The sequence below is a fragment of the Flaviaestuariibacter amylovorans genome (assembly GCF_039541815.1).
Taxonomy (GTDB): domain Bacteria; phylum Bacteroidota; class Bacteroidia; order Chitinophagales; family Chitinophagaceae; genus Flavisolibacter; species Flavisolibacter amylovorans.
In genome coordinates this window covers 185,610-204,824 of the sequence record NZ_BAABGY010000011.1, presented here as the reverse complement: position 1 = coordinate 204,824, position 19,215 = coordinate 185,610, and the positions used below count along the sequence as shown (strand labels likewise).

The window sequence follows — 19,215 nt, the reverse complement described above, 5'->3', positions numbered from 1 at the left end:
CACATACCAAAGCTGCGGAAAACGGCGATGCCCACGGGGAGCGTGTTTCGGATATGCCACCCGGTGGCACGCCTTTTTTGCGTGCTCCCGCTAAACGTATGCAATGAAAAAAGCCACCCCCTCTCACGCCGGCCACAACGGGCACGCCCTGCTGGCCACAGACGAACTGCTCCTGTCGCCGGTTGCCGTTTTCCCCGTCGACGACGATGAGGATCTGGAGGACGACGACGAAAGCGACGACCTCATCCTCGGCGACGAGGACGAGCTCGACGACGCGGACCTCGAAGAAGTGGCCGACGTGGAGATCGATGACGATATCGACGAAGACCTCAACGACGACGACCTCGTGCTCGATGCCAACGACGATCTCGACGACGAGGACGAGGATGACGACCTCTGACCCCTTTCCTCCGAAGGCCCAACGCCCGTTTTTGCCGACCCGAATCCCGCACGCCCGGATGTTCCCCCCGAACACCGGGCTGCTTTTTTAATCGCAGATCTGTGATCTTCTTTGGTGCCGCATCCCCTACGGAATTCTGCAACCCGAACGCTCATGCAAAACGAAAGGAAAAGCTCGCACGGGAACAGATCTGAGATCCTAGATCACAGATCTGAGATCTGCTTCCTGAGGCGCTGCGCATCGCCGAAGGCATACCCATGGATGTCGTTGTTAAAGTAGGCCCAGACGCGGCGGCCGGCAGCCGCCCATTCGCGGCAGCGCTCCGCGTAGTAGTGTAGCTGCGCGTCGGTATACCGCGAGGCATAAAGGGCTTCCGGACCATGAAAGCGCAGGTACACGTCATTTGACGTAACGGCTTCGGCATAGGGAAAATGACCGCCGGATTGGGAGATCACGAAGCCGATGCCGTAGGTCTCCATCAGCGCAAGACTGGTGTCTGCCAGCCAGCTTTCGTGGCGCACCTCGATCACGAAGCGGTAGGGCGCCCAGTCGCGGCGGAGGCGCTCGTAGAATTCCGCAGCGGTCGCCTCCCGGAAGGGCAGCATCGGTGGCAGCTGGGCCAGCACCGGTCCTGTTTGCTCCGGCGGCAGGGGGGCAAAGGTGTCGAAGAAGCGCTGCAGCGGCTCGGCGGTATCGCGGAGCTTTTTCATATGCGTGATGTAGCGGCTCAGCTTCGGGCAAAACACGAAGCCCGGCGGCACCGTGGCGGCCCACTGCGCGATCACCTCCGGCTTCGGCAGGCTGTAAAAGCTCCGGTTGATCTCGGCCGTGTCAAAATGCGCCGCATAAAACGACAGCCAGTCTGCCGTTTTGACCCCTTTCGGATAAAACAACTCCCTCCAGTGCTTGTAGCTCCAGCCCGATGTGCCGATCCGAACTTGCGCGCCTTTTGTTGCTGCCATCCCTCCCTTGCTCCAACCAGCATGCCACAGGGGAGCTCAGATCTGGGATCGCGGATCGGAGATCTGGCTGACGCACAAGAGGATCTGGGATCTCGGAGGTATGGCTGACGCACGTCAAGTTGATTGGTATATAAGCGCCGCTATCGCATTATGCTGGCTTAAGACTATAGAAACTGCGCCACTTGGACCAGATCACAGATCCGAGATCTGACATCTGAGATCCCCTGTAATGTTTTGTGAAAGCCCGGCCTTTAACAACCGGTGGCTTGTGCTTTGCGCGGAAAGGGGGTTGCGGAAAAAACTGCAATGTCGCTAACATGAAACGATGGTTGCTTCCTGCCCGAAAGGCGCCTCAACAGCCGGTACAACGCCCGCTGCCCTCGCTCGGCCTGTGCATCGTGATGGACCTGCTCGGCTATGCTACCTTTACCGTGCCGGTGCTGGGCGAGCTCCTCGACCTGGTGTGGGCCCCCGTGTCGGCCATGATCTACTACCGGATGTTCGGTGGTAAGGTGGGTGTCTTCGGTGGTGCGTTCTCCTTCCTGGAAGAGCTGCTGCCGGGTACCGACATCATCCCGACCTTCACGATCTCCTGGTTCGTCCAGAGCGCCCGCCGCCGTCGGGAAGAAAAAGTTACCTACTATCCTGTACGCTAAGGCTTCACCCTCCCTTACGAAACAAGAACCGTAGAAATACAAGAGACGCAGTTCCCTGCATCTTTCAATGAATGGCCGCCCTCCGGGGCGGCTTTCGTTTTTTCTGCCCCCTACACCGCATCCGGCGACAGCACCTCCACGAGATTCCAGGTTTCATCCAGCAGCAACAGGTCGGCACGGCTCCCCGGCGCGAGTACGCCCCGCTCCTGCCCCACCCCCAGAACTTCGGCGGGGTAGCGCCCGCACATCCGCAGCGCCTCTTCCGGCGCGATGCCGGCGCGGTGTACGAGGTTAAAGAAAGCGGCATGCATCGTGAGCGCGGAGCCGCTCAGCGTACCACCTGAAGTATAGTGATCCACGTTGAGCGTATGCGGATAGGCGCCGATGCCGGTTTCCGTAACCGCGTCGGTGATGGCAAACAGCCGTTCCCCCATTTGTTTTTTCGCGATGCGCACCGCCTCCCACGACACGTGCAGTCCGTCGGGGATGATGCTTGCCCGCACGGAGGGGTGCAGGAAGGCGGCGCCTACCAACCCGGGTGCGCGGTGTTGCAGCGGGCTCATGGCATTGTAGAGATGCGTGACCGCGCCGATGCCGCCATCGAAGGCAGCGCTGGCTTCTTCGAAGGTGGCGTCGCTGTGGCCGGCCGACAGCACGATGCCTTCCTGCAGGAGCAGGTGGATGAGTGCGCGGTCGCACCGCTCCGGGGCGAGCGTGATCATCCGGATCAGGCCGCGGCCCTCAGACAGCAGGGATGTTACTTCGTCCAAAGTAGGCGGGTGGATGCAGGCTTCGATATGGGCGCCGCGCCGCTTCGGGTGGATCCACGGGCCTTCGAGGTGCAGGCCGGGCAGGAAGCTGCCGCCGGCTTCTTTATAAGCGCGAAAGGCATGCAGGCAATCCCGTACCACATCGGGCGTGTTGGTAGCCACCGTAGGCAGCGCAAGCGCCGCGCCTCCCCGCCGGCATTCCGCTTCGAGCACACGCAGGGATTCGACGTCGGGATAGGCCGCGAACAGGCGGCCGCCGGCGCCATACACCTGCAGGTCGAGAAAGGCGGGCACGATGGCGCCGTTGAGGCGCCGCACCGGCACGCCTTCGGGAAGCGCGTCGGGCGGCACGAATGCGGTTACGGTCCCGGCTTCCGTCCAAAGCGCTTCATTGCGCCACTCGTAGCCGTCGAAGATGCGGTCGGCGAGGTAGATCATGGGATAAAGATGCGGCATAACCGAGAGAAGGAACGCGGATGAAACTGATTCGATACGATGATCGCGGATGATGAGAGAAGGAATGTGGTCCCGAAGCTTCGGGACCACATTCCTTCTCTTTATCACCCCGGTAGCACATTATTCCATTAGCACATTCTCCTAATACTCCGTTCCGGCATTGGTCATGATCGTTTGCATGCCGCTGAAGATCGACTTCCAGACGAGACCGAAGAAGGCCTGCGTCATGAGGCGCGACTGCTGTACCTGGGTGGCCCGCATCTCGCGGCCGGAGGCGTCGGGGTTGTCGTGGCGGAGCGTGTACTTGTTGAGCAGCTTGTTGAGAAAGACGCGTGTTTTCAGGAGGCCTGTGGCCTCATCTTCCTTCTGTAGTTCTACGGCCAGGTTGCGGTAGCGCATGCGCACCTCTCCGCGCGCGGTGTATTCGTCGCCGTGGAGGAAGAACTGCAGCTCCTGCAGGTTCAGCGAGCGGATGCGGGCATTGCCGAGCGGCTCGGATACGGTGTTGAGCTGTGCGGCCGACATGGCCCCGATACGGCCTTCCATATCGAAGCGGCCTTCGCCCGAGTTGAGGTGAAAGTCCATCTTCGTTTCGATGGCGCTGCCTAGGAGCCGCCCGCTGGCGCGTACCCGCAGGAGGCTGTCGCGCTTGATGTCGTCGGGAAAATTGCTGATGTTGGACGCCGCCAGCTGAATACCCTCCAGCAGCAGCGTGCCTTCACGGCCTGTCTTCTCGCCCTTTTCGGTATAGCTCAACTCGAGGTCGCGGAGCGCCAGGTGCTTCAGCTTGATGCCGAAGGCCGAGCGCTGCAGGAACTGGTGCGGGTAGCGGCCCATCTTGCCTTCGAGGGAGGGCGGCAGCGTCTTGTCGTTGTAGATGGAGATCTTCGGACCCAGGATCACGAGGGAGTCGGCCACAACGGAGTTGGCGTTGAGAAAGCGCTCAAGCTGAAAGCCCTCGAAGGCGAGGCGGCCGAACTCGATCACGGTCATATCGCGCTGGGTGCCGTGGTGGGCGTAGAAGCTCTCCTTGTCTTTCCTTGTGGGCTGCAGCTTGAAGGAGTCGATGGTGAGGCGGCGTCCTTCGGAGGAGTAGTCGATCCACTTCGCTTTGAACTTGGTGGCCGAGTCGGCGCTGCGGAACTTGAGGTCGCTGAGGTGCAGGGTGAACACGCGGGCATAGCCGATGCGGGTGCCGTCGGCCGCGGTTGCGGAATCCACCTTGATGTCCCGCACACGCACGTTACAGGTATCGAACTTGATCTGCTGCGCTTCAGCCGTATCGGCATAGGCGTACTTGAAGCGGATGCCCTCGAGGCGCAGCTCGTGCAGCTGGATGGAGTTCATGCTGGGGCGGATGGCGCGCCAGAGCGGCACAGAAGCGCTGCTTGCGCGCTCGGCACGCTCGTCGCGTGTATGGCGGCTCAGCTCCACCTGGGCATCGCTGGTAAAGAGCTCGCCCACCTCCACCTTTTTACCGAAGAGCAGCCCAAACACGTTGACCTTCCGCAGGTGCCCGTGGTGCATCTTCACCTCGAAGGTGAGCGGCGGCAGCTGGCGGGCGGCCTCGAGCTGGCGGTAGCGGTTGCTGTCGACGCGCACGTTGAGCTCGTCGATCTCCACGGAGCCGCCGAAGAGGCTGGCGTCGAGCTTGCCTACGTCGTAGCGGTAGAGCGAGTCGGAGCCGCGCACGATGAGTACCTCGAGGCGCTCGCGCAGGAGGGGGCCTACATAGTATTCGCCGGCATACCACAAGCCGCCCAGGAGCAGCAGCAGGAGGCCGAGGCCCCAGAAGATAAAGCGGCGCCAACGGCGCAACCGTGGTGCGATCATGCGGGCAGTGGTATAAAAGCTGTGCCCGGCCTCACCCCCGGCCCCTCTCCGGGGGAGAGGGGTGACTTTCGGGTAGTTTCTTTACAGGTGGTGGCAGTTATGCTAATCAAGCTTCTTCCTGAGGTGTTGCCGGATAGTTTCCAGCACAGATGAGAGGGAGCAAAGGATGGCTTCATTCGGGAAGCGAAGAACTTCGAAGTCCAACTGTCGAAGCTTTTCCGTGCGGAGCAGGTCCCATTCCTGCTGTTCCGGACGATCATGGACAGGGCCATCGGCTTCCACTACAAGCTTCGATTCCAGGCAAACGAAATCAACGACATAGCGATCAATCACGTGCTGGCGCCGAAACTTAAAGCCAGCTAACTGCCGGTTGCGCAGCGAGTCCCAGAGCACCTTCTCGGCCGGCGTCGGACTTCGCCGGTGCTCTTTTGCAAAGCCGGCTACCCAACGGTACAATGGTTCGGGGGAATGATAGCAGCGCCGTTGCTCCTTACTGTTGTCCATCCGGTAAAGTGACGACAGGCAGCCTCCGCATCCATGTGCATTTACCCCTCTATCAATGAGATTTTTCCGCCGAAAAGCGGTGTTTTCCCCAACGAAAAATGGTGGCTTCGAGAAAGAAAGTACCACCTGAGTCACCCCTCTCCCCCGGAGAGGGGCCGGGGGAGAGGTCAACCGATCACAAAGCGGTACCCGATGCCTTTGATGGTGATGATCTCGATGGTGGGATCGCCCTTGAGGTAGTTGCGCAGCTTCGTGATGTAGACGTCGAGGTTGCGGCTGTTGAAGAAGGAATCGGAGCCCCAGAGCAGGTTGAGGATCTCGCGGCGCTCCACCACGTCGTTGCGGTTCTGGTAGAGGAGGCGCAGGAGCTCGCTCTCGCGGTAGGAGAGCTTGCGCTGCTCATTCGGATGCAGGAGCGTCTGCCGCTTCGGGTTGAAGGTATAGGCGCCGAACTTCAGGTCCTCCGGCTCCGCAACGCCTACCGGGTGGCGCAGCACATTTTCGATCCGCACAATGAGCTCCTCCATGCTGAAGGGCTTGCGGATATAGTCGTTGGCGCCGATCTTGAAGCCGTTCACCACGTCGCCCGACTCCGACTTCGCGCTCAGGAAGATGATGGGCACCTCGGTGTCGCGGTCGCGGATGGCGTCGGCAATGTCGAAGCCGTCCTTGTTGGGCAGCATGATGTCGAGCAGGCACACGTCGGGCTTTGCTTCCTCGAAGCGCTGCACGGCCTTGCCGCCGTCGGACTCGAGCACCACGTCGAAGCCGCGGCCCTGCAGGGTTTCGCTTACGATCTTGGCAAGGAAGATCTCGTCTTCCACATAGAGGATGCGGGGGGGCTTCATGCGGGCTGTTTGGGGAGCGTGATGATAAAGCGGCTGCCGGCGGGCGTGTTGGGCTCCACGTGGATGCGGCCCTTGTGGCGCGCCACTACGTGGGCCACGTAGCTGAGGCCGAGGCCGTAGCCTTTCGCGTTGTGCACATTGCCGGTAGGTACGCGGAAGAACTTCTCAAAGATACGGGTGCGGTATTCCGCCGGAACGCCGATACCGCCGTCGGCCACTTCGAGCGTCACCTGTTCGGCACCGCCGCGGATGCGGATGGCAACCTGCGGCGTATCCGGGCTGTACTTCAGCGCATTGTCGACGAGGTTGAAGATGACGCTTACGAGGTTGAGGCGGTCGCCCCGGAGCGCCGTATCGCCTTCGCTATGTACTTCTACGGTAGCCCCGCGGCGCTCGAACTGGAGCCGCAGCGAGGTGGTGACCTCGGCCACGAGGGCCTGCATGTCGAGGGCCTCGTACTTGAGCTCCACCTCCCGCTTCTCGAACATCGACAGCTTCAGCACCTTGTCTACGAGCAGCGATAAGCGCTGCAGCTCGTTGGCCGAGATGTCGAGGTACTCCTGCGATTTCTTCGGATCGAGCGCGGCGTTGAAGGAGCGGAGAGCCTCGATGGCCACGCTCACGGTGGCGATGGGCGTCTTGAGCTCGTGGGTGATGTTGGAGATGAATTCGTTCTTGATATCGGCAAGGCGGCGCTGGCGCAGCAGGTTGCGGTACAGCACCGTGAACGACACGATGGTGAACAGCACGAGGAACACCGACATGACGATGATGCCCAGGATCTTGCCGGCGAGGTAGGGAAAGGTGTTGCCGAGGGTGAGCTCGTAGGTGATGGGATTCTTAAACCCGATGGTGACGCGGTTGAAGGCCTCGTCGTCGGTGCGGGCAGCGGGCAGTCGCTTCACGGCATACGGCACATCGATGTTCTGCTGTTTCAGGCGGCGCTCAAAGAGCGTGCTCAGCTCCTGCACCCGCACGGAATCCTGCGGTGTTTCGGTCTCGTAAAAGAACTGCATGAGGCGGTCGCGCTGGCGGAAGCGGCGGCGGCGCTCCTGGCCGGTGCTGTCGGGATGTGTGCGCTCTTCGATGATGATGGTGCGCCCGCGGCCCAGGGAGTCGCTGCGGCGCTCCTTCAGGATGCGCTCGTTGAGCACCTGCACCATGCCGGCCATCTTGTTGTCGGTACGCAGGCGCACCTTGATGGGCTTTTCGTCGATGCCGCGGATGATGAGGCGTCCCGTTGAATCGGGTACGGCGCGATCGAGCTTCAGCTTTGACGCCTGCAGCAGGTGCACCGACTCGCGGAACGTGAAATTGGTGTTGCGCTCGAGGCCATGGCGCTCGCGCTCGTACGCTTTCTTCAGCCAGTAATACTGGAATCCCGCAATGCCCAGGATCGTAAGCACCATCATCAGGGGCACCCAACGGATATGTTGGAACAGTCGCTGCATCCCGGCAAAGCTATCCATATAATCCACCGTTCACCCGGTGCTTAACCTAAATTAACGTAGTTCCAACGCTGCTTAACCACGGCATTCGAATGACCGGATTATTTTTGACGAAATGTTTCGTAATAGCGTGCCGCGCCGGTGTCTGCACATCGATCAGGGGAGCAACCAGGAGCGCACGGGCGACGGCTCCAGACCACAAGAACAGCAGCACCGCAACACGATACCATCAACGAATAAACCAGTAAACAAATAAACCAGTAAACCACCGATCATGAAAAAATGGATACTCCCGATCTGCCTTCTTGTAACCGGCACCGCCGGCGCCCAGAAGAAGGAAGGCACTATTGTGTATGAGCGCACGATGCAGATGCGCCGCCCCGCCAATATGGACCCCGAGATCGCCGCGCGCTTCCCGGCTGCCCGCACCGACAACTTCGAATTGCTGTATGCCAACAACCAGTCGCTGTGGCGCGTGCTGCCGAAGGCCGACGGCGGCAACGGCGACATCGTAGCGCAGGGCTCCGGCGGCAATGTGGGTGTGTTCCGCATGGCCGGCGGCAACGATGAGATCTACACCAACATCGACAAGAGCGAGCGCGTGGAAAAGCGCGAGCTGTTTGACGCCGAGTTCGTGGTTACCGACAGCGTCCGCCGCCTGCCCTGGAAGATCACCGGCGAATCGAAGACGATACTCGGCCACAACGCCCAGAAGGCCGTGGCCCAGCGCATCGGCACCCGCATGGCCATCAGCATGGAAGCCGGCGGCGAGATGAAGCGCACACCCGTAGCCGACACGTCGACCATCGTGGCCTGGTTCAGCACCGACATCCCCGTTACGGTGGGCCCCGGCGAATACCAGGGCCAGCTGCCGGGCGTTATCCTCGAGGTGGACGTCAACAACGGCCGCACCGTGTACAAGGCCGTCGAGATCTCGCCGAAGGTTTCGGTTGCGCAGATCCGTGAGCCCAAAGGCAAGCGTTACACCCAGGCCCAATACGAAAAGGAGCGCGACCGCCTCATGGAGGAGATGCGTAAGAACATGCCCGCCGGCGCCCAGATCCGGATACAGAATTAGAGCGAATGGGGTGATGGGATAATGGGGTAATGGGATAATGAAAAGCCGTCGCGGTGCGACGGCTTTTTCGTGGGGTGAACCCAAGCGCGAAGCCGCACATTAAACGCAGAGATGCGGAGGGACATTTGAACGCGGAGGAGAAGAAGAAGGACGCCGTGTTGTTTGCGTTGACGCAAAATGCTTTCTTTTCTTTCGTTGCCTTCTGCCTTTCGTAAGCGGAGCGTCCCGCAGGGCGGGACATGCGCGGAGGCACTCCGCTACTGTACTCACCATTGTTGCTGGTGCGGCATCGTGCCTGAGAACGATAAACATGGGCTGCGATGGAGACCGATGGCGCGTTGTTGTGGTTTACGCCATCAGTGCTAAGGAGCTGCTGCAATCTGTAGTGAGCCCTTCGCGCATGTGCCGCGTCGCGGGACGCTTTGCCTACGACGAGCGGAAAGTATGCAGGAGAAAAAACCTTTTGCACTTTGAGGACGATACATTGCGCCCTTTGCTTCCTTCGCGTCCAGATTATTCTGCGCCTTCGCGATCCTTAACCCTTCTGACTGCAGGCGCTCCGGCCTGCATCCCCTCCAAAGTTTCGGAGCGAAGCGCCGGGACCTCTCTGAACTCATCTGAACCTCATTACCCCATCACCCCATTCTCCCATTACCCCATTAAAAAAGGACGCCCGGAGCGTCCTTTTATTCAATCCATATGTTCTGCCATTTCATCGTCTTCCTTCTCCTGCTCGAAGACCATGATGCTGACCTTCCACTCGGGCATTTCATATTGCAGCTGCACGCGCACCTTGAGCTTGCGGAGCGGCTCGGGCGGGTGGGCGAGGCGCAGCTCGGACGACGCGAAATTTCGGCTCTCGTCGGGCTTGTCGAGTTTGCCCTCGAGGGTGTATTGATCCACCACGTAGCGCACGTTCATGCCTTTCAGCTCACCGAAGGCCCACTTGTATTTCTTCGCGGCGTCGGCATAGTCTTCGGTGCGCAGCAGCACGGTTTGCCAGCTGTATACGGGCTTGCCATGGGCGCTGTATTGCGTGATGGACGTTTCCTTGCTGCCTTCCGGGCGCACAAGCGAAGCATATTCGATGGTCTGCGGATCGTGATCCAGCTGACGGCCGCGGATCGAGGAAAAGCCATGGGCGAAATCGGCCACTACTTTCTGTACGTCGCCGCGAAAAGAGGGCGAAACGTCAGAACTGGTACGGTTTTGGGCGATGGCGGACAAAGAGAGCAGGAAGGCGCCGGCAAGGGCGGCAAGTGGATGGTACTTCATAAGCGGATCGGATATTTCGGTCCAAAATACAGTAGAAATTAACAATTTCTGAGCATTTATCCACAAAAAACACGTAACTTCCGAATCTTACATTGTTTACCCTAATACGTCCTACATGAAAAACAAGGCAATTGCAGATGTGCGCACGGAGATCAAGTCGTATGAAGCTTATTACAAGCCCTCGCTGAACCCGATCCCTTCGCTGAAATCGATCCTGGGTGTGCTGCTCTTCGGCCGGACCACCGTTCCGCCGACTTCCGCCACCCTGCGTAAACGCAAATAAGTGCGATGATCCGACGATCGTTTTCACCGCACCATACACTAAGTGGTTAAAGGCCGTCTCCGAAATGAGCGGCCTTTTTTAGTGCTTGATACCGATAGGAAAGCGGACCTCGAGCTGGCCGTCCAAAAGCGGACTGCTGTTCATAAAGCGGCAAGCGGGTTTTACCGCCTTTGGCGGGACAGGCTACGCAAAGATTCTGTGTTAGGCGCAAAGGCGCGGAGCACGCAAAAGACACTATGCTGCGAAGCACCGTTGTCTGTAGTCTCCGACTACGGACAACGAAAAAGGCCGCTCCATCCGGAGCGGCCTTTCGTATTCGGTTGTGGAGCCGTTAGAGGCGTACGAACTTCACCACGGTGGTCTTTCCTTTGGAGTTGGTACCGATCAGCTGGTACGTGCCGCCGGAGAGGCCGCGCACATCCACGCGGATGTCGTTCTGGCCGGCGCTTACTGCCTGTGCGAAGCCGCGCACCACGCGGCCCTGGGCGTCAACGATGGTCCAGTCGATGCGCTGGGCACGCAGCGCCTGCACCCGCAGGGTCGCGGCCGCACGCACGGCGTTGGGCATCAGCACCACGGAGGAGAGCTCAGGGTTCAGGTTCGACACGGCCGTAGCGGAGCAGGAGCCGCCGGTGTTCACCGTCAGCTGCGCGCCCGCAGAGGTCGTCGTTACGCCGCACGCGTTGGTCACCTCCACCGTGTACAGGCCAGCCTGGCTCGTGGCCGCGGAGGCGATGGCGTAGGTGGCCGAGGTGGCACCGGTGATGTTGGCGCCGTCCTTCTTCCACTGGTAGGTCACACCGGTGCCGGTAGCACCTACGCTGAACGAGGCACCGGTGCCGGCGCATACGGTCTGGGCCGCAGGCTGCGTGCCGATAGTGGTGGTGCGGCAGGCGGAGGTGATGCTGATGTTGTCGAGGAAGATGTTGTTGCCGAAGCGGTTCATGTTGCGGAAGGTCACCATCACCTTGCTGGAGCCCACAGTGGCGGCCGGCAGGGAGATGCGCTCGTAGCGCCAGTCGGTGGCAACGGGCGTCAGGTAGGGAGCGTTGGAGGAGCCAGCGGTGGTCAGGCTGATGCCGCCCTTGCGGTAAACGAATCCGTAGCTCATGCCGCAGTCGTTGCTCAGGAGCACGAACAGGGAGTCGTAGTTGGCGGCCGACGGGTAGCGCTTGTGGGCGAGGTCGAAGCCGATCACGAGCGAGTCGGCGCCGGCGGCAAGGTTGACCGGGATCGAGCTGAAGTCGTCGTAGGTCTCGGCGTTCTCGTTGTCGTAGTTGTTGATGAACAACGAGTAGGTGCCGGTACGGCCGGGCGAGCGGCGGGCCCAGGTGGTATCGCCGTTGTAGTTATTGATCACCCAGTTCGCGGTCGGGAACGTAGCCCCCTCGAGGCCGTCGGTCAGCGGGGCGGCCGTGGGCGCGTTGATCGTAACGGTGGTGCTGATGTTGTTGTTGGCCGCTACTGCGTCGGTGCCGCCGTTGGGTGCCGACGTAGTGAAGTTGAGCTGGTTGGCGCCGAGGGCCAGGGTCACCGCAGGCAGCGTAGCCACATACGTGCCGCCGGTCGGGATGTTGAGGCCGGTGAAGGTCTGCGTAACGGGCGTACCGCTGTTGAGCTGTACCGAAGCGGTGATCGAGGTGAGGGTGCTGCTGCCGTTGTTCACGATGAGCAGCTTGGGCTGGAAGGCGCCGGGGCAGCTGGGCTTTCCGTAGGTGGTGAGCGTGCAGCCGGCACCGTTGAACTCGGAGCCGCCGGGGTTCACGATCATGCCGGCAGCCGCGTCGAGGGTGGGCACCGTAGCGGGCGGGGTAGCGCCGGTAGTGGTGAGGTAGCCCGGGCGCAGGTTCTCGAGGATCCAGTGCATGCGCGCCACCTGGCTCTTGGTGAACATCGAATAGCAGGCGTCGTTGGTGTAGTCCATGTAGTTCTGGTACATGACCGATGTCGGCGCCGTGCAGGCGCTGGCGACGATGCCGGTGGGACAGCCGCTGGTGAAGTCGTCGAGGCCCGGGGTGTCGTCGGCCGCGGCGCCGGTGAGGCTCGCGGGGATGGCCTGGTCGGGCTGCATGAAGTCGTCGCCGGCATTGCAGCCGGAGAAGCTGTGGTACAGGCCGAAGTTGTGGCCGATCTCGTGCACCACGGTGCGGGCCATATTGTATTCGGTATAGGCGTAGCAGGCATTGGAGAAGCAGCGGTAGTCGATCACGACGCCGTCGATACCCACATCACTGTTGAGGGTCTCGGTCTGGTTGCCGACGCCGATCGAGGGGGCGATGCCCAGGATGCCGGAGGCACCCGGGTCGGTGACCCAGATGTTGTAATACTTCGTTACGTCCCAGGGGTCGAGGCCGCCTTCGGAGGCGTGCTTCACGGGCTGGTACGTGTCTTCGGCGATGACGCCGGTGCCGACGCGGCGCTCGATGCCGGTGGTGGCGCCGCCGGAGGGCGTGCGGCGGGCGCGGGTAAAGCGGAGCAGCGAGTGGCCACGTACGCCGTAGAAGGGAACGCCGTTGGTGCTGTCGGCATTGAGGCCGGAGAAGCTTTCGTTGAGCTGGTTGAGCAGGTAGTCGATGTGCGCCTCCGTGATCATGTACGGGTTGGGCAGCACCACGTGCACCACCACGGGGATCGTTACCGGTCCGTTGAGGGCGGAGGTGCGGGCCGTGATGTTGCTGGCCAGCACGCGGGCGCGGGCAGCCTGGTACTCGGCGGTCTGGCGGTTCTTGCTGAGCGCTTCGGTGGTGGCGCAGCGGCGCTGGTGGCGCCCCGACTGCTGAGCCTGAGCGGTAAGCAGGCCCAGGCTAAGGGCCAGCACGAGGAACGTAATCTTTCTCACAATAGTTAGTTTGAACTTTTGTTAATGGCTGATAAAATTAGTTAATATCACCAGAGTTGCGTCATCAATTCGCCATGTGTCGACGAAAGTGGGTCTGTGTACGGCAATCGGGAATCGGGAATCGGCAAAGGAGCCTCAAATTCGGGCCGAACAGCTCATCAGTTGAAGAGCGCACCGGTAAAAAGCAAAAGCGACGGGTTTCCGTCGCTTTTGCTTTTCAATACCTATAAAACATCCGGGCGCCGATTCCCGATTCCCGATTGCCGATTGCCGATTCCCGCCGTTCAACAAGCTCACGGTGACAGGCCTTTGTGAACCAGAGCCTGTCGAAGGGTCACATCCCGATCCGCATATTCCGCGTGCCCCGCTCCAGCTGGCGCGGCATCGAGAACATGTTCTTGCCGGCCATCCGGTTGAGGTTGTAGGTGAGCGACACGGTGAAGAAGCGGCGCAGCACGTTGGTCTGCACGTCTTCCACGTAGTTGATGCCCGTGTTGCGGGTGATGCTCTGGTTCTGGTTCAGCAGGTCGTTCACCGAGAAGCGGATCTCGGCCTGCTTGCCTTTCAGGAACTGCTTGCCCACCGAGGCGTTCCACATCGGGATCTTCTGGTTGAAGCCCTCGGCGCGGCCCGTGTTCACGAAGTAGTCGAAGTCGGTGGCGATCAGGAAATTCTTCGGCAGCGTCCACGTGATGTCGGCCGAGTAGGTCTGCGTCAGGTAGTCGTTGTTAAGCGAAGGCTGGCTGCCGTAGGTCACCTTGTTATAGGCCAGCGAGCCGCTGATGCCGAGGTCGAGCTTCTCCTTGTAGTTGTAGTTGAGGCCGAGGGTCTGCGTGAGCACGAGCGTGTGGTTGAAGGAGCGCACCTTGTAAAGCAGGCTCACGTCGCGGTTGTAGAGGCCCATCGTGTTGGCGGTCACGTTCAGGCCCTTGAGCGCTTTGATGGGCGCGCCGTAGGCGAAGAAGAGCGAGGCCGTATAGGCGCCCTGCACGTTCTCGGGGCGGAGCAGCTGGCGCGGGATCGAGTCGTTGGGATTCAGCTTGAGGCTGTCCACCGCGTTCACGATCTTGTTACTCGTCTGCGTCACGTTGAGGTTGATCGCGTAGTACTTGAAGGTCAGGAACTGGAAGGTGTTGAAGTTGGCATTGAACGTGTTCACGAACTCCTGGCCGAGCCCCGGGTTGCCGGTGGTCACCTGCAGCGGGTTGCTGAAGTCGGGCGCATCCTGCAGCTGCGCGATGCTGGGCTGATTGGTGCGGCCGCGATAGGTCACGCGCAGGTTCTTGCTGCGGCTGAAGCTGTACTGGAAGTTGGCTGTCGGGAACAGGTTCACATAATTGAGCGTCACCGAGGTGTCCTTGTTGCCCATCGCCTTGATGCTGTGCGTGGCGAGCTCGCCCACCTGCGCGCCCATACCCACCTGGAAGTTGTATTTGCGCTGCTGCAGGCGGAAGTTGGCGCCGGCACGATGCGCGGTGTACGTATTCTCGAAGTAGTTCGTCTGCGGGCGGCTCACGATGTCGTGCTGCTTGGTGGAAGGATTGTACAGCATCGTCTTGCGGTCCGACTCGGAGTAGTTGTGCGTATAGGCGTAGTTGAATTCGAGGATCTTGTTGCGGCCGATGGGCTCGGTATAGGAGGCGCTGAGCAGGTTGTTGTGCGCGCGCGTCTTCTGTTGCGCCTGCTGGTCCTGCACGATGGAGAAGCCGGAACCGCTGCCTTTGTAATAGGTGGTTGGGGCATACACGGAGCCGCTGCCGTCGGAGTTGTTGAGCGTGTTGGTCCAGCCCACGGTGAGGGTGCGGCCCGCGCGGCCGAACCGATGGCGCCACAGCAGGTTCTGGTTGATGCTGTGCCCGTCGCGCACGCTCTCGTTGATGTTGCGCGACGAGAGGGCGAGCGCTTCGGGCTTCGTACCCGAGATGGCCGTGGTGAGTGCCGTGTCTTCGCTATAGCTGTCGGAGTGCTGCAGCGTGATGGCGGGCGTGTAGAGCAGGCTGTTCATCGAGTCGATCCGCCACTCGAGGCGCATGTTGAAGCGCAGGTTCTCGTTGTCGCGCACCCCGTTGTTGCGCGAGTTGGTGATGGCCGTGGAGTCGTAGCCGGCCAGGTTAAAGAGCGACTGGTTGCGCACCTGCCGCATCGTATTGGTTCGAGTGTTGGAGTAGAAGAGCGAGCTGGTGACGTCGAGCTTCGGGCTCCACACGTCGCGGTAGTTGACGCCGCCGGAGAGGGAGCGCGCGATGCCGCCCGAGTTGGACGACATGCCCGGTACCGCACTGCCGGAACCGCCGCCGGTGCGCGAGCCCATCATCATCTGGCCGCCGCCCATGCCGCCCATCATGCCGCCGCCGCCCTCGCCGCCGCCGCGCATCATGCCGCCGAAGCCGCCCATGGCGCCGATGACGTCGTTGAAGGAAAAGCCCTGCTTGTTCACGTTGTTGGCGGCGCCGATCACCGACACCTGCGTATTGCCCTTGAAGCGGTTCAGCGAGAGCGTCGCGTCGTAGCGGTCGTTGGTGCCGTAGGCGGCCATCGCCCGGCCGAAGAGTCCGTTCTTCTTGTCTTTCTTCAGCTTGATGTTGAGGGCCTTGGCGCGCGAGCCGTCGTCGATCTTGGAGAACTTGGCCTGGTCGCTCATATCGTCGTACACCTGCACACTCTCCACCATGTCGGCCGAGAGGTTCTTGGTGGCGAGCTTGGGGTCGTTGCCGAAGAACTCCTTACCATCGACGTATACTTTCTGTACGTTCTCGCCCTGGGCCTTCACGGTGCCGTCGCGCTCCACCTGCACGCCCGGGAGCTTCTTGAGCAGGTCCTCCACGTTGGCGTTCGGCTTCGTCTTAAAGGAGCCGGCATTGTATTCCACGGTATCGCCCTTTACCTTGATGGGCGCCACGTCGGTCACCACCACGTTGTCGAGCGTTTTGTAGGCGGTGGTCATCGATACGTCGCCGAGGTCGGCTACCGGCTTCTCGGCGGTAACGCTGAACGACTTCTTCAGCGTCGCGAAGCCCTGGTAGGTCACGAGCAGGTAGTAGTCGCCGGGGGCAAGGCCCTTGATCTCGAAGTAGCCGCTGTTGGAGGTGAGCGCGAACGACACGAGCGAGGAGTCTTTCGACTCCATCACCGTTACCGTGGCCTCGTCGAGCGGGTGGCGGCCGGAGGTCGCCGTGCCGTCGAGCAGGGAGCCCTTTACGGTGCCGGGCTTCTGGGCGGCGGCGGCGAGGGAGAGCAGGAGGCCGACGAAAAGTAAAAATTGTTTCATAAGCTTTGGTTTATCTTCTACGAAGGTATTCGCACTTGACGTGAATCTGGGTTAATTATCGTTAAGGGCCTGATGAACGGCAGGCAGGCAGTTTGAAGTTTGTGGTTTGAGGTGCGGGAGCGCAGTTGATAGTTTGGAGGTGCGCGGCCGCGGTACGAAGTTGCCTCGTTTGGAAGCGTGTTGGCCGCTTTTTATGCTAACCGCCGTTTCAGCGGGACGAAGCCGCCTTTCGGGACGTTGCGGCGCAAAACGCGCCTTGCTCCCGTGCAGCCCGGTGCAGGAAACCGACGGTGCATCCACTGTTGTTCCCCGCCCATGAAGCGTCCCGTACAGAAACCGGGCGATTCGGTTAGCTTGCATACACCTAACCCTCCTGCCCATGCGCACCCTGCTTCGCTGCCTGTTGCTCGTTCTGCTCGCGCCCGCTGCATCTGCACAGAACACCGAGAAGGTCGTGTTCGACCCCGCCGACAGCACCGACGGCTATTACCTCGCCGTGCGGCCCCGCTCCGGCACCGTCCGCGGCGTGCTCGCCCTGGCCGTATCGTTCACGGCGCCCGAATCGGTGCTGCCCGAAACGAAACTGCACAACGTGGCGAGCGCCAACGACCTGCTCACGGTGTATTTCTCCCTGAAGCAAAAGCCCTATGCCGACAGCGTTACGGTGCAGCGTATCGACGCGATCCTCCGCGATGCCGCGCGCCGCTTCGGCGCCGACGGGCGCAGCTTCGTGCTTGCCGGTCACGACTATGCAGGTCCGGCCGTGCTGCGTTATACCGGGCTCGCCGCGGAGCGCCCGGCACTGCTGCGGCCACAAGGCGTGTTTACGGTCGATAGCCCCGTGGACCTCTTCGGGCTCTGGCGCTGGATCGACCGCCAGGTGCGCAACGGCGGGCCCGGTGCCGGCGATGCGCGCTACCTGACGGAGCTCATGACCGCGGAGCACGGAACGCCGTCGGACCGGCCGGCGCAATGGGCGGCGCTCACGCCGTTCCGTACTGCGGTTGATAGCACCGGTAACGAGCGCGCCCTGCAGAAAACGCCGCTGCGCCTGTATTACGATGACGATATCACGTGGCAACTGCAGGAGCGCGGTAATAGTCTGTTCGACACGCACCTGCCCGACGCCACCGAGCTCCTGCGCCGCCTGCGTGCCGGCGGCAACCGCGATGCCGAACTCGTTACGGCAAAGACCGCCGCCCATAACAGCCGCGGGCTGCGCAGTGCCAACGCCCTCTCGATCGTGGACGAGGTGGATTGCATCCACTGGATCAAGAACCTCCTGGGCATCTTTGACCCGCATACGTGGAAGGCGCCCTTCTTCTTCGCGGCACCCGCCGGCTGGGGCACGGAGCGCTTTGCGTTGCCGGCGTCCTTCGCACCCGACCTCCCGCTGAAGGGCGTCGAAGACATCCGCTTCGCGCCCGGCTTTGCCAGCCCGAAGAGCGGGCAGTACTGGGCGTATACCTACCTGTGGTGGCTCGAGGGAGCGCCCGCGGTGGATGCAGCCCGCCTGCAGCAATACTTCAAGGCGTATTACGACGGGCTGGTGGCCGTGAACATGCGCGACAAGACGCTGCCGGCCGACAAGATGATCGCCACTACCGTAACGATCAAAAAGACAAAGACGGTGCCCGGCGAGCCCGAAGCCTATGAAGGCAGCGTGCGCCTGCTCGACTACCAGTCGCTCGAGCCGGTAACGCTGCGCCTCACCGTGCAGGTGCAGCCCTGCACCGCTCAGGGCCGCACAGCCCTGCTGGTTGCCGCCGCGCCCCATGCCTTCGGCGATCCTACATGGAAAGAACTCCGTCGCATTGGCGCTGCGTTCAGCTGCACGCAGTAACCGTAAAACTACAAACCATGCACCTCCCCTTTCAGACCATCGACTGGACACAGGTACACGAGGAATTCCATCCCGGCGACAGCGGCACCGCTTCCTGGCGCACGTTGCAATTCCCCGGGCTCCGGGTACGCCTCGTGACGTACAGCCCTGGCTACCGCGCCGACCACTGGTGCCAAAAGGGCCATATCGTGCACTGCCTCGAGGGCAGCTTCGTGTCGGAAATGGAGGACGGTTCCGCGCACACCCTGCAGGCCGGCGACAGCTATATCGTTTCGGACGACGCTTCGTCGCACCGCTCCGTTACCGAAGGCGGCGCCCGGCTGCTCATCATCGACGGCGACTTCCTGACCCCTCCCCCAGCCCCTCCCCAGGAGGGAGGGGTGACTCCCGGGCAATGAACTACGCTTGCCGGCAGTACGGACGTTGACGATACATCTTTTGTAAATCGTACCCGAACATCGTAGATAAAAAGACGAAATGAACATTTGCGTGCTCCTGTCAACGCATCTGCGCCCATCATATAAATCTTAGAGGCTGTTTGAATTAATGTGCATCCCGAAAGCTCTGGAACGTCGGCCGCAAGCGGCCTTGGCATCCTGCCTCGGCGGGACAACTACGCGACTGCGCGACGATGAAATGCAAGGGAGAATTGTCAGCACGTAGGTACTTCGCTGCGCCGCCACCCGCTGCGTCGCCGCGTGAAACAGGCCGCTTGCAGCCTAGCCGGCTCATAAGCTAACTCAAACAGCCTC

At 61.2% G+C, this 19,215-nt stretch carries 15 protein-coding genes; 6 read left to right on the top strand and 9 right to left on the bottom strand.

Going from position 1 to position 19,215, the window contains the following annotated elements; translation table 11 throughout:
• Positions 1-103 precede the first annotated feature (103 nt).
• Positions 104-400 (top strand): hypothetical protein, encoded by a 297-nt coding sequence (locus tag ABD937_RS17755; protein WP_345257172.1) that lies wholly within the window; start codon positions 104-106, stop codon positions 398-400.
• Positions 401-603: 203 nt separating this feature from the next.
• Here the strand turns inward: ABD937_RS17755 and ABD937_RS17750 are convergent, their stop codons facing one another.
• Positions 604-1,362, bottom strand: a complete 759-nt coding sequence (locus ABD937_RS17750; protein ID WP_345257170.1) for a DUF72 domain-containing protein — start codon at positions 1,360-1,362, stop codon at positions 604-606.
• Between the two features lie 317 nt (positions 1,363-1,679).
• Between ABD937_RS17750 and ABD937_RS17745 the strand changes: the two genes are divergently transcribed.
• Positions 1,680-2,018 carry a hypothetical protein gene (locus tag ABD937_RS17745; RefSeq protein ID WP_345257169.1) on the top strand — a complete coding sequence of 113 codons (339 nt, stop codon included), beginning with the start codon at positions 1,680-1,682 and terminating at the stop codon, positions 2,016-2,018.
• Positions 2,019-2,128: 110 nt separating this feature from the next.
• Here ABD937_RS17745 and nagA read toward each other — a convergent pair whose 3' ends face one another.
• The 5 genes from nagA to ABD937_RS17720 form a co-directional block, all read right to left on the bottom strand.
• Positions 2,129-3,226, bottom strand: coding sequence for an N-acetylglucosamine-6-phosphate deacetylase (gene nagA / locus ABD937_RS17740; protein ID WP_345257168.1), 1,098 nt, complete (start codon positions 3,224-3,226; stop codon positions 2,129-2,131).
• A gap of 159 nt (positions 3,227-3,385) precedes the next feature.
• Complete coding sequence (locus ABD937_RS17735; protein ID WP_345257167.1) at positions 3,386-5,077, bottom strand: hypothetical protein; 1,692 nt, start codon at positions 5,075-5,077, stop codon at positions 3,386-3,388.
• Between the two features lie 102 nt (positions 5,078-5,179).
• Complete coding sequence (locus tag ABD937_RS17730) at positions 5,180-5,581, bottom strand: endonuclease domain-containing protein (protein WP_345257165.1); 402 nt, start codon at positions 5,579-5,581, stop codon at positions 5,180-5,182.
• Between the two features lie 167 nt (positions 5,582-5,748).
• Positions 5,749-6,429: a response regulator transcription factor gene (locus tag ABD937_RS17725; RefSeq protein ID WP_345257164.1), complete on the bottom strand. Its 681-nt coding sequence runs from the start codon at positions 6,427-6,429 to the stop codon at positions 5,749-5,751.
• The gene (locus ABD937_RS17720) at positions 6,426-7,880 is read right to left on the bottom strand and encodes a sensor histidine kinase (RefSeq protein WP_345257162.1); all 1,455 of its coding nucleotides are present in this window, start codon (positions 7,878-7,880) and stop codon (positions 6,426-6,428) included. The genes ABD937_RS17725 and ABD937_RS17720 overlap by 4 nt, the downstream gene beginning before the upstream one ends.
• A 271-nt stretch (positions 7,881-8,151) precedes the next feature.
• Here ABD937_RS17720 and ABD937_RS17715 point away from each other — a divergent pair, with 271 nt between their 5' ends.
• Positions 8,152-8,955, top strand: a complete 804-nt coding sequence (locus ABD937_RS17715) for a GLPGLI family protein (RefSeq protein WP_345257161.1) — start codon at positions 8,152-8,154, stop codon at positions 8,953-8,955.
• A 690-nt stretch (positions 8,956-9,645) separates the two neighbouring features.
• Here the strand turns inward: ABD937_RS17715 and ABD937_RS17710 are convergent.
• Positions 9,646-10,230, bottom strand: a complete 585-nt coding sequence (locus ABD937_RS17710; RefSeq protein ID WP_345257160.1) for a hypothetical protein — start codon at positions 10,228-10,230, stop codon at positions 9,646-9,648.
• A 115-nt stretch (positions 10,231-10,345) separates the two neighbouring features.
• Between ABD937_RS17710 and ABD937_RS17705 the strand changes: the two genes are divergently transcribed.
• Positions 10,346-10,513, top strand: a complete 168-nt coding sequence (locus tag ABD937_RS17705; RefSeq protein ID WP_345257159.1) for a hypothetical protein — start codon at positions 10,346-10,348, stop codon at positions 10,511-10,513.
• A 331-nt stretch (positions 10,514-10,844) separates the two neighbouring features.
• Here ABD937_RS17705 and ABD937_RS17700 read toward each other — a convergent pair whose 3' ends face one another.
• Positions 10,845-13,352, bottom strand: coding sequence for a M43 family zinc metalloprotease (locus tag ABD937_RS17700; protein WP_345257158.1), 2,508 nt, complete (start codon positions 13,350-13,352; stop codon positions 10,845-10,847).
• Positions 13,353-13,686: 334 nt separating this feature from the next.
• On the bottom strand, positions 13,687-16,620 hold the full coding sequence (locus ABD937_RS17695; protein WP_345257156.1) for an outer membrane beta-barrel protein: 2,934 nt from the start codon (positions 16,618-16,620) through the stop codon (positions 13,687-13,689).
• Between the two features lie 379 nt (positions 16,621-16,999).
• Here ABD937_RS17695 and ABD937_RS17690 point away from each other — a divergent pair, with 379 nt between their 5' ends.
• Both ABD937_RS17690 and ABD937_RS17685 read left to right on the top strand, forming a co-directional pair.
• A complete protein-coding gene (locus ABD937_RS17690; RefSeq protein WP_345257155.1) occupies positions 17,000-18,463 on the top strand; it encodes a hypothetical protein in 1,464 nt (487 codons plus the stop codon).
• Between the two features lie 17 nt (positions 18,464-18,480).
• Positions 18,481-18,861: a DHCW motif cupin fold protein gene (locus tag ABD937_RS17685; protein WP_345257154.1), complete on the top strand. Its 381-nt coding sequence runs from the start codon at positions 18,481-18,483 to the stop codon at positions 18,859-18,861.
• Positions 18,862-19,215: the final 354 nt, after the last annotated feature.

What these genes read in the sequence shown, in the direction of transcription:
- ABD937_RS17705 (WP_345257159.1), top strand. Translation starts at nt 10,346, where the DNA reads ATGAAAAACAAGGCAATTGCAGATGTGCGCACGGAGATCAAGTCGTAT.
- ABD937_RS17710 (WP_345257160.1), bottom strand. Translation starts at nt 10,230, where the DNA reads ATGAAGTACCATCCACTTGCCGCCCTTGCCGGCGCCTTCCTGCTCTCT.
- ABD937_RS17690 (WP_345257155.1), top strand. Translation starts at nt 17,000, where the DNA reads ATGCGCACCCTGCTTCGCTGCCTGTTGCTCGTTCTGCTCGCGCCCGCT.
- ABD937_RS17695 (WP_345257156.1), bottom strand. Translation starts at nt 16,620, where the DNA reads ATGAAACAATTTTTACTTTTCGTCGGCCTCCTGCTCTCCCTCGCCGCC.
- ABD937_RS17745 (WP_345257169.1), top strand. Translation starts at nt 1,680, where the DNA reads ATGAAACGATGGTTGCTTCCTGCCCGAAAGGCGCCTCAACAGCCGGTA.
- ABD937_RS17725 (WP_345257164.1), bottom strand. Translation starts at nt 6,429, where the DNA reads ATGAAGCCCCCCCGCATCCTCTATGTGGAAGACGAGATCTTCCTTGCC.
- ABD937_RS17750 (WP_345257170.1), bottom strand. Translation starts at nt 1,362, where the DNA reads ATGGCAGCAACAAAAGGCGCGCAAGTTCGGATCGGCACATCGGGCTGG.
- ABD937_RS17715 (WP_345257161.1), top strand. Translation starts at nt 8,152, where the DNA reads ATGAAAAAATGGATACTCCCGATCTGCCTTCTTGTAACCGGCACCGCC.
- nagA (WP_345257168.1), bottom strand. Translation starts at nt 3,226, where the DNA reads ATGATCTACCTCGCCGACCGCATCTTCGACGGCTACGAGTGGCGCAAT.
- ABD937_RS17720 (WP_345257162.1), bottom strand. Translation starts at nt 7,880, where the DNA reads ATGCAGCGACTGTTCCAACATATCCGTTGGGTGCCCCTGATGATGGTG.
- ABD937_RS17730 (WP_345257165.1), bottom strand. Translation starts at nt 5,581, where the DNA reads ATGGACAACAGTAAGGAGCAACGGCGCTGCTATCATTCCCCCGAACCA.
- ABD937_RS17685 (WP_345257154.1), top strand. Translation starts at nt 18,481, where the DNA reads ATGCACCTCCCCTTTCAGACCATCGACTGGACACAGGTACACGAGGAA.
- ABD937_RS17735 (WP_345257167.1), bottom strand. Translation starts at nt 5,077, where the DNA reads ATGATCGCACCACGGTTGCGCCGTTGGCGCCGCTTTATCTTCTGGGGC.
- ABD937_RS17755 (WP_345257172.1), top strand. Translation starts at nt 104, where the DNA reads ATGAAAAAAGCCACCCCCTCTCACGCCGGCCACAACGGGCACGCCCTG.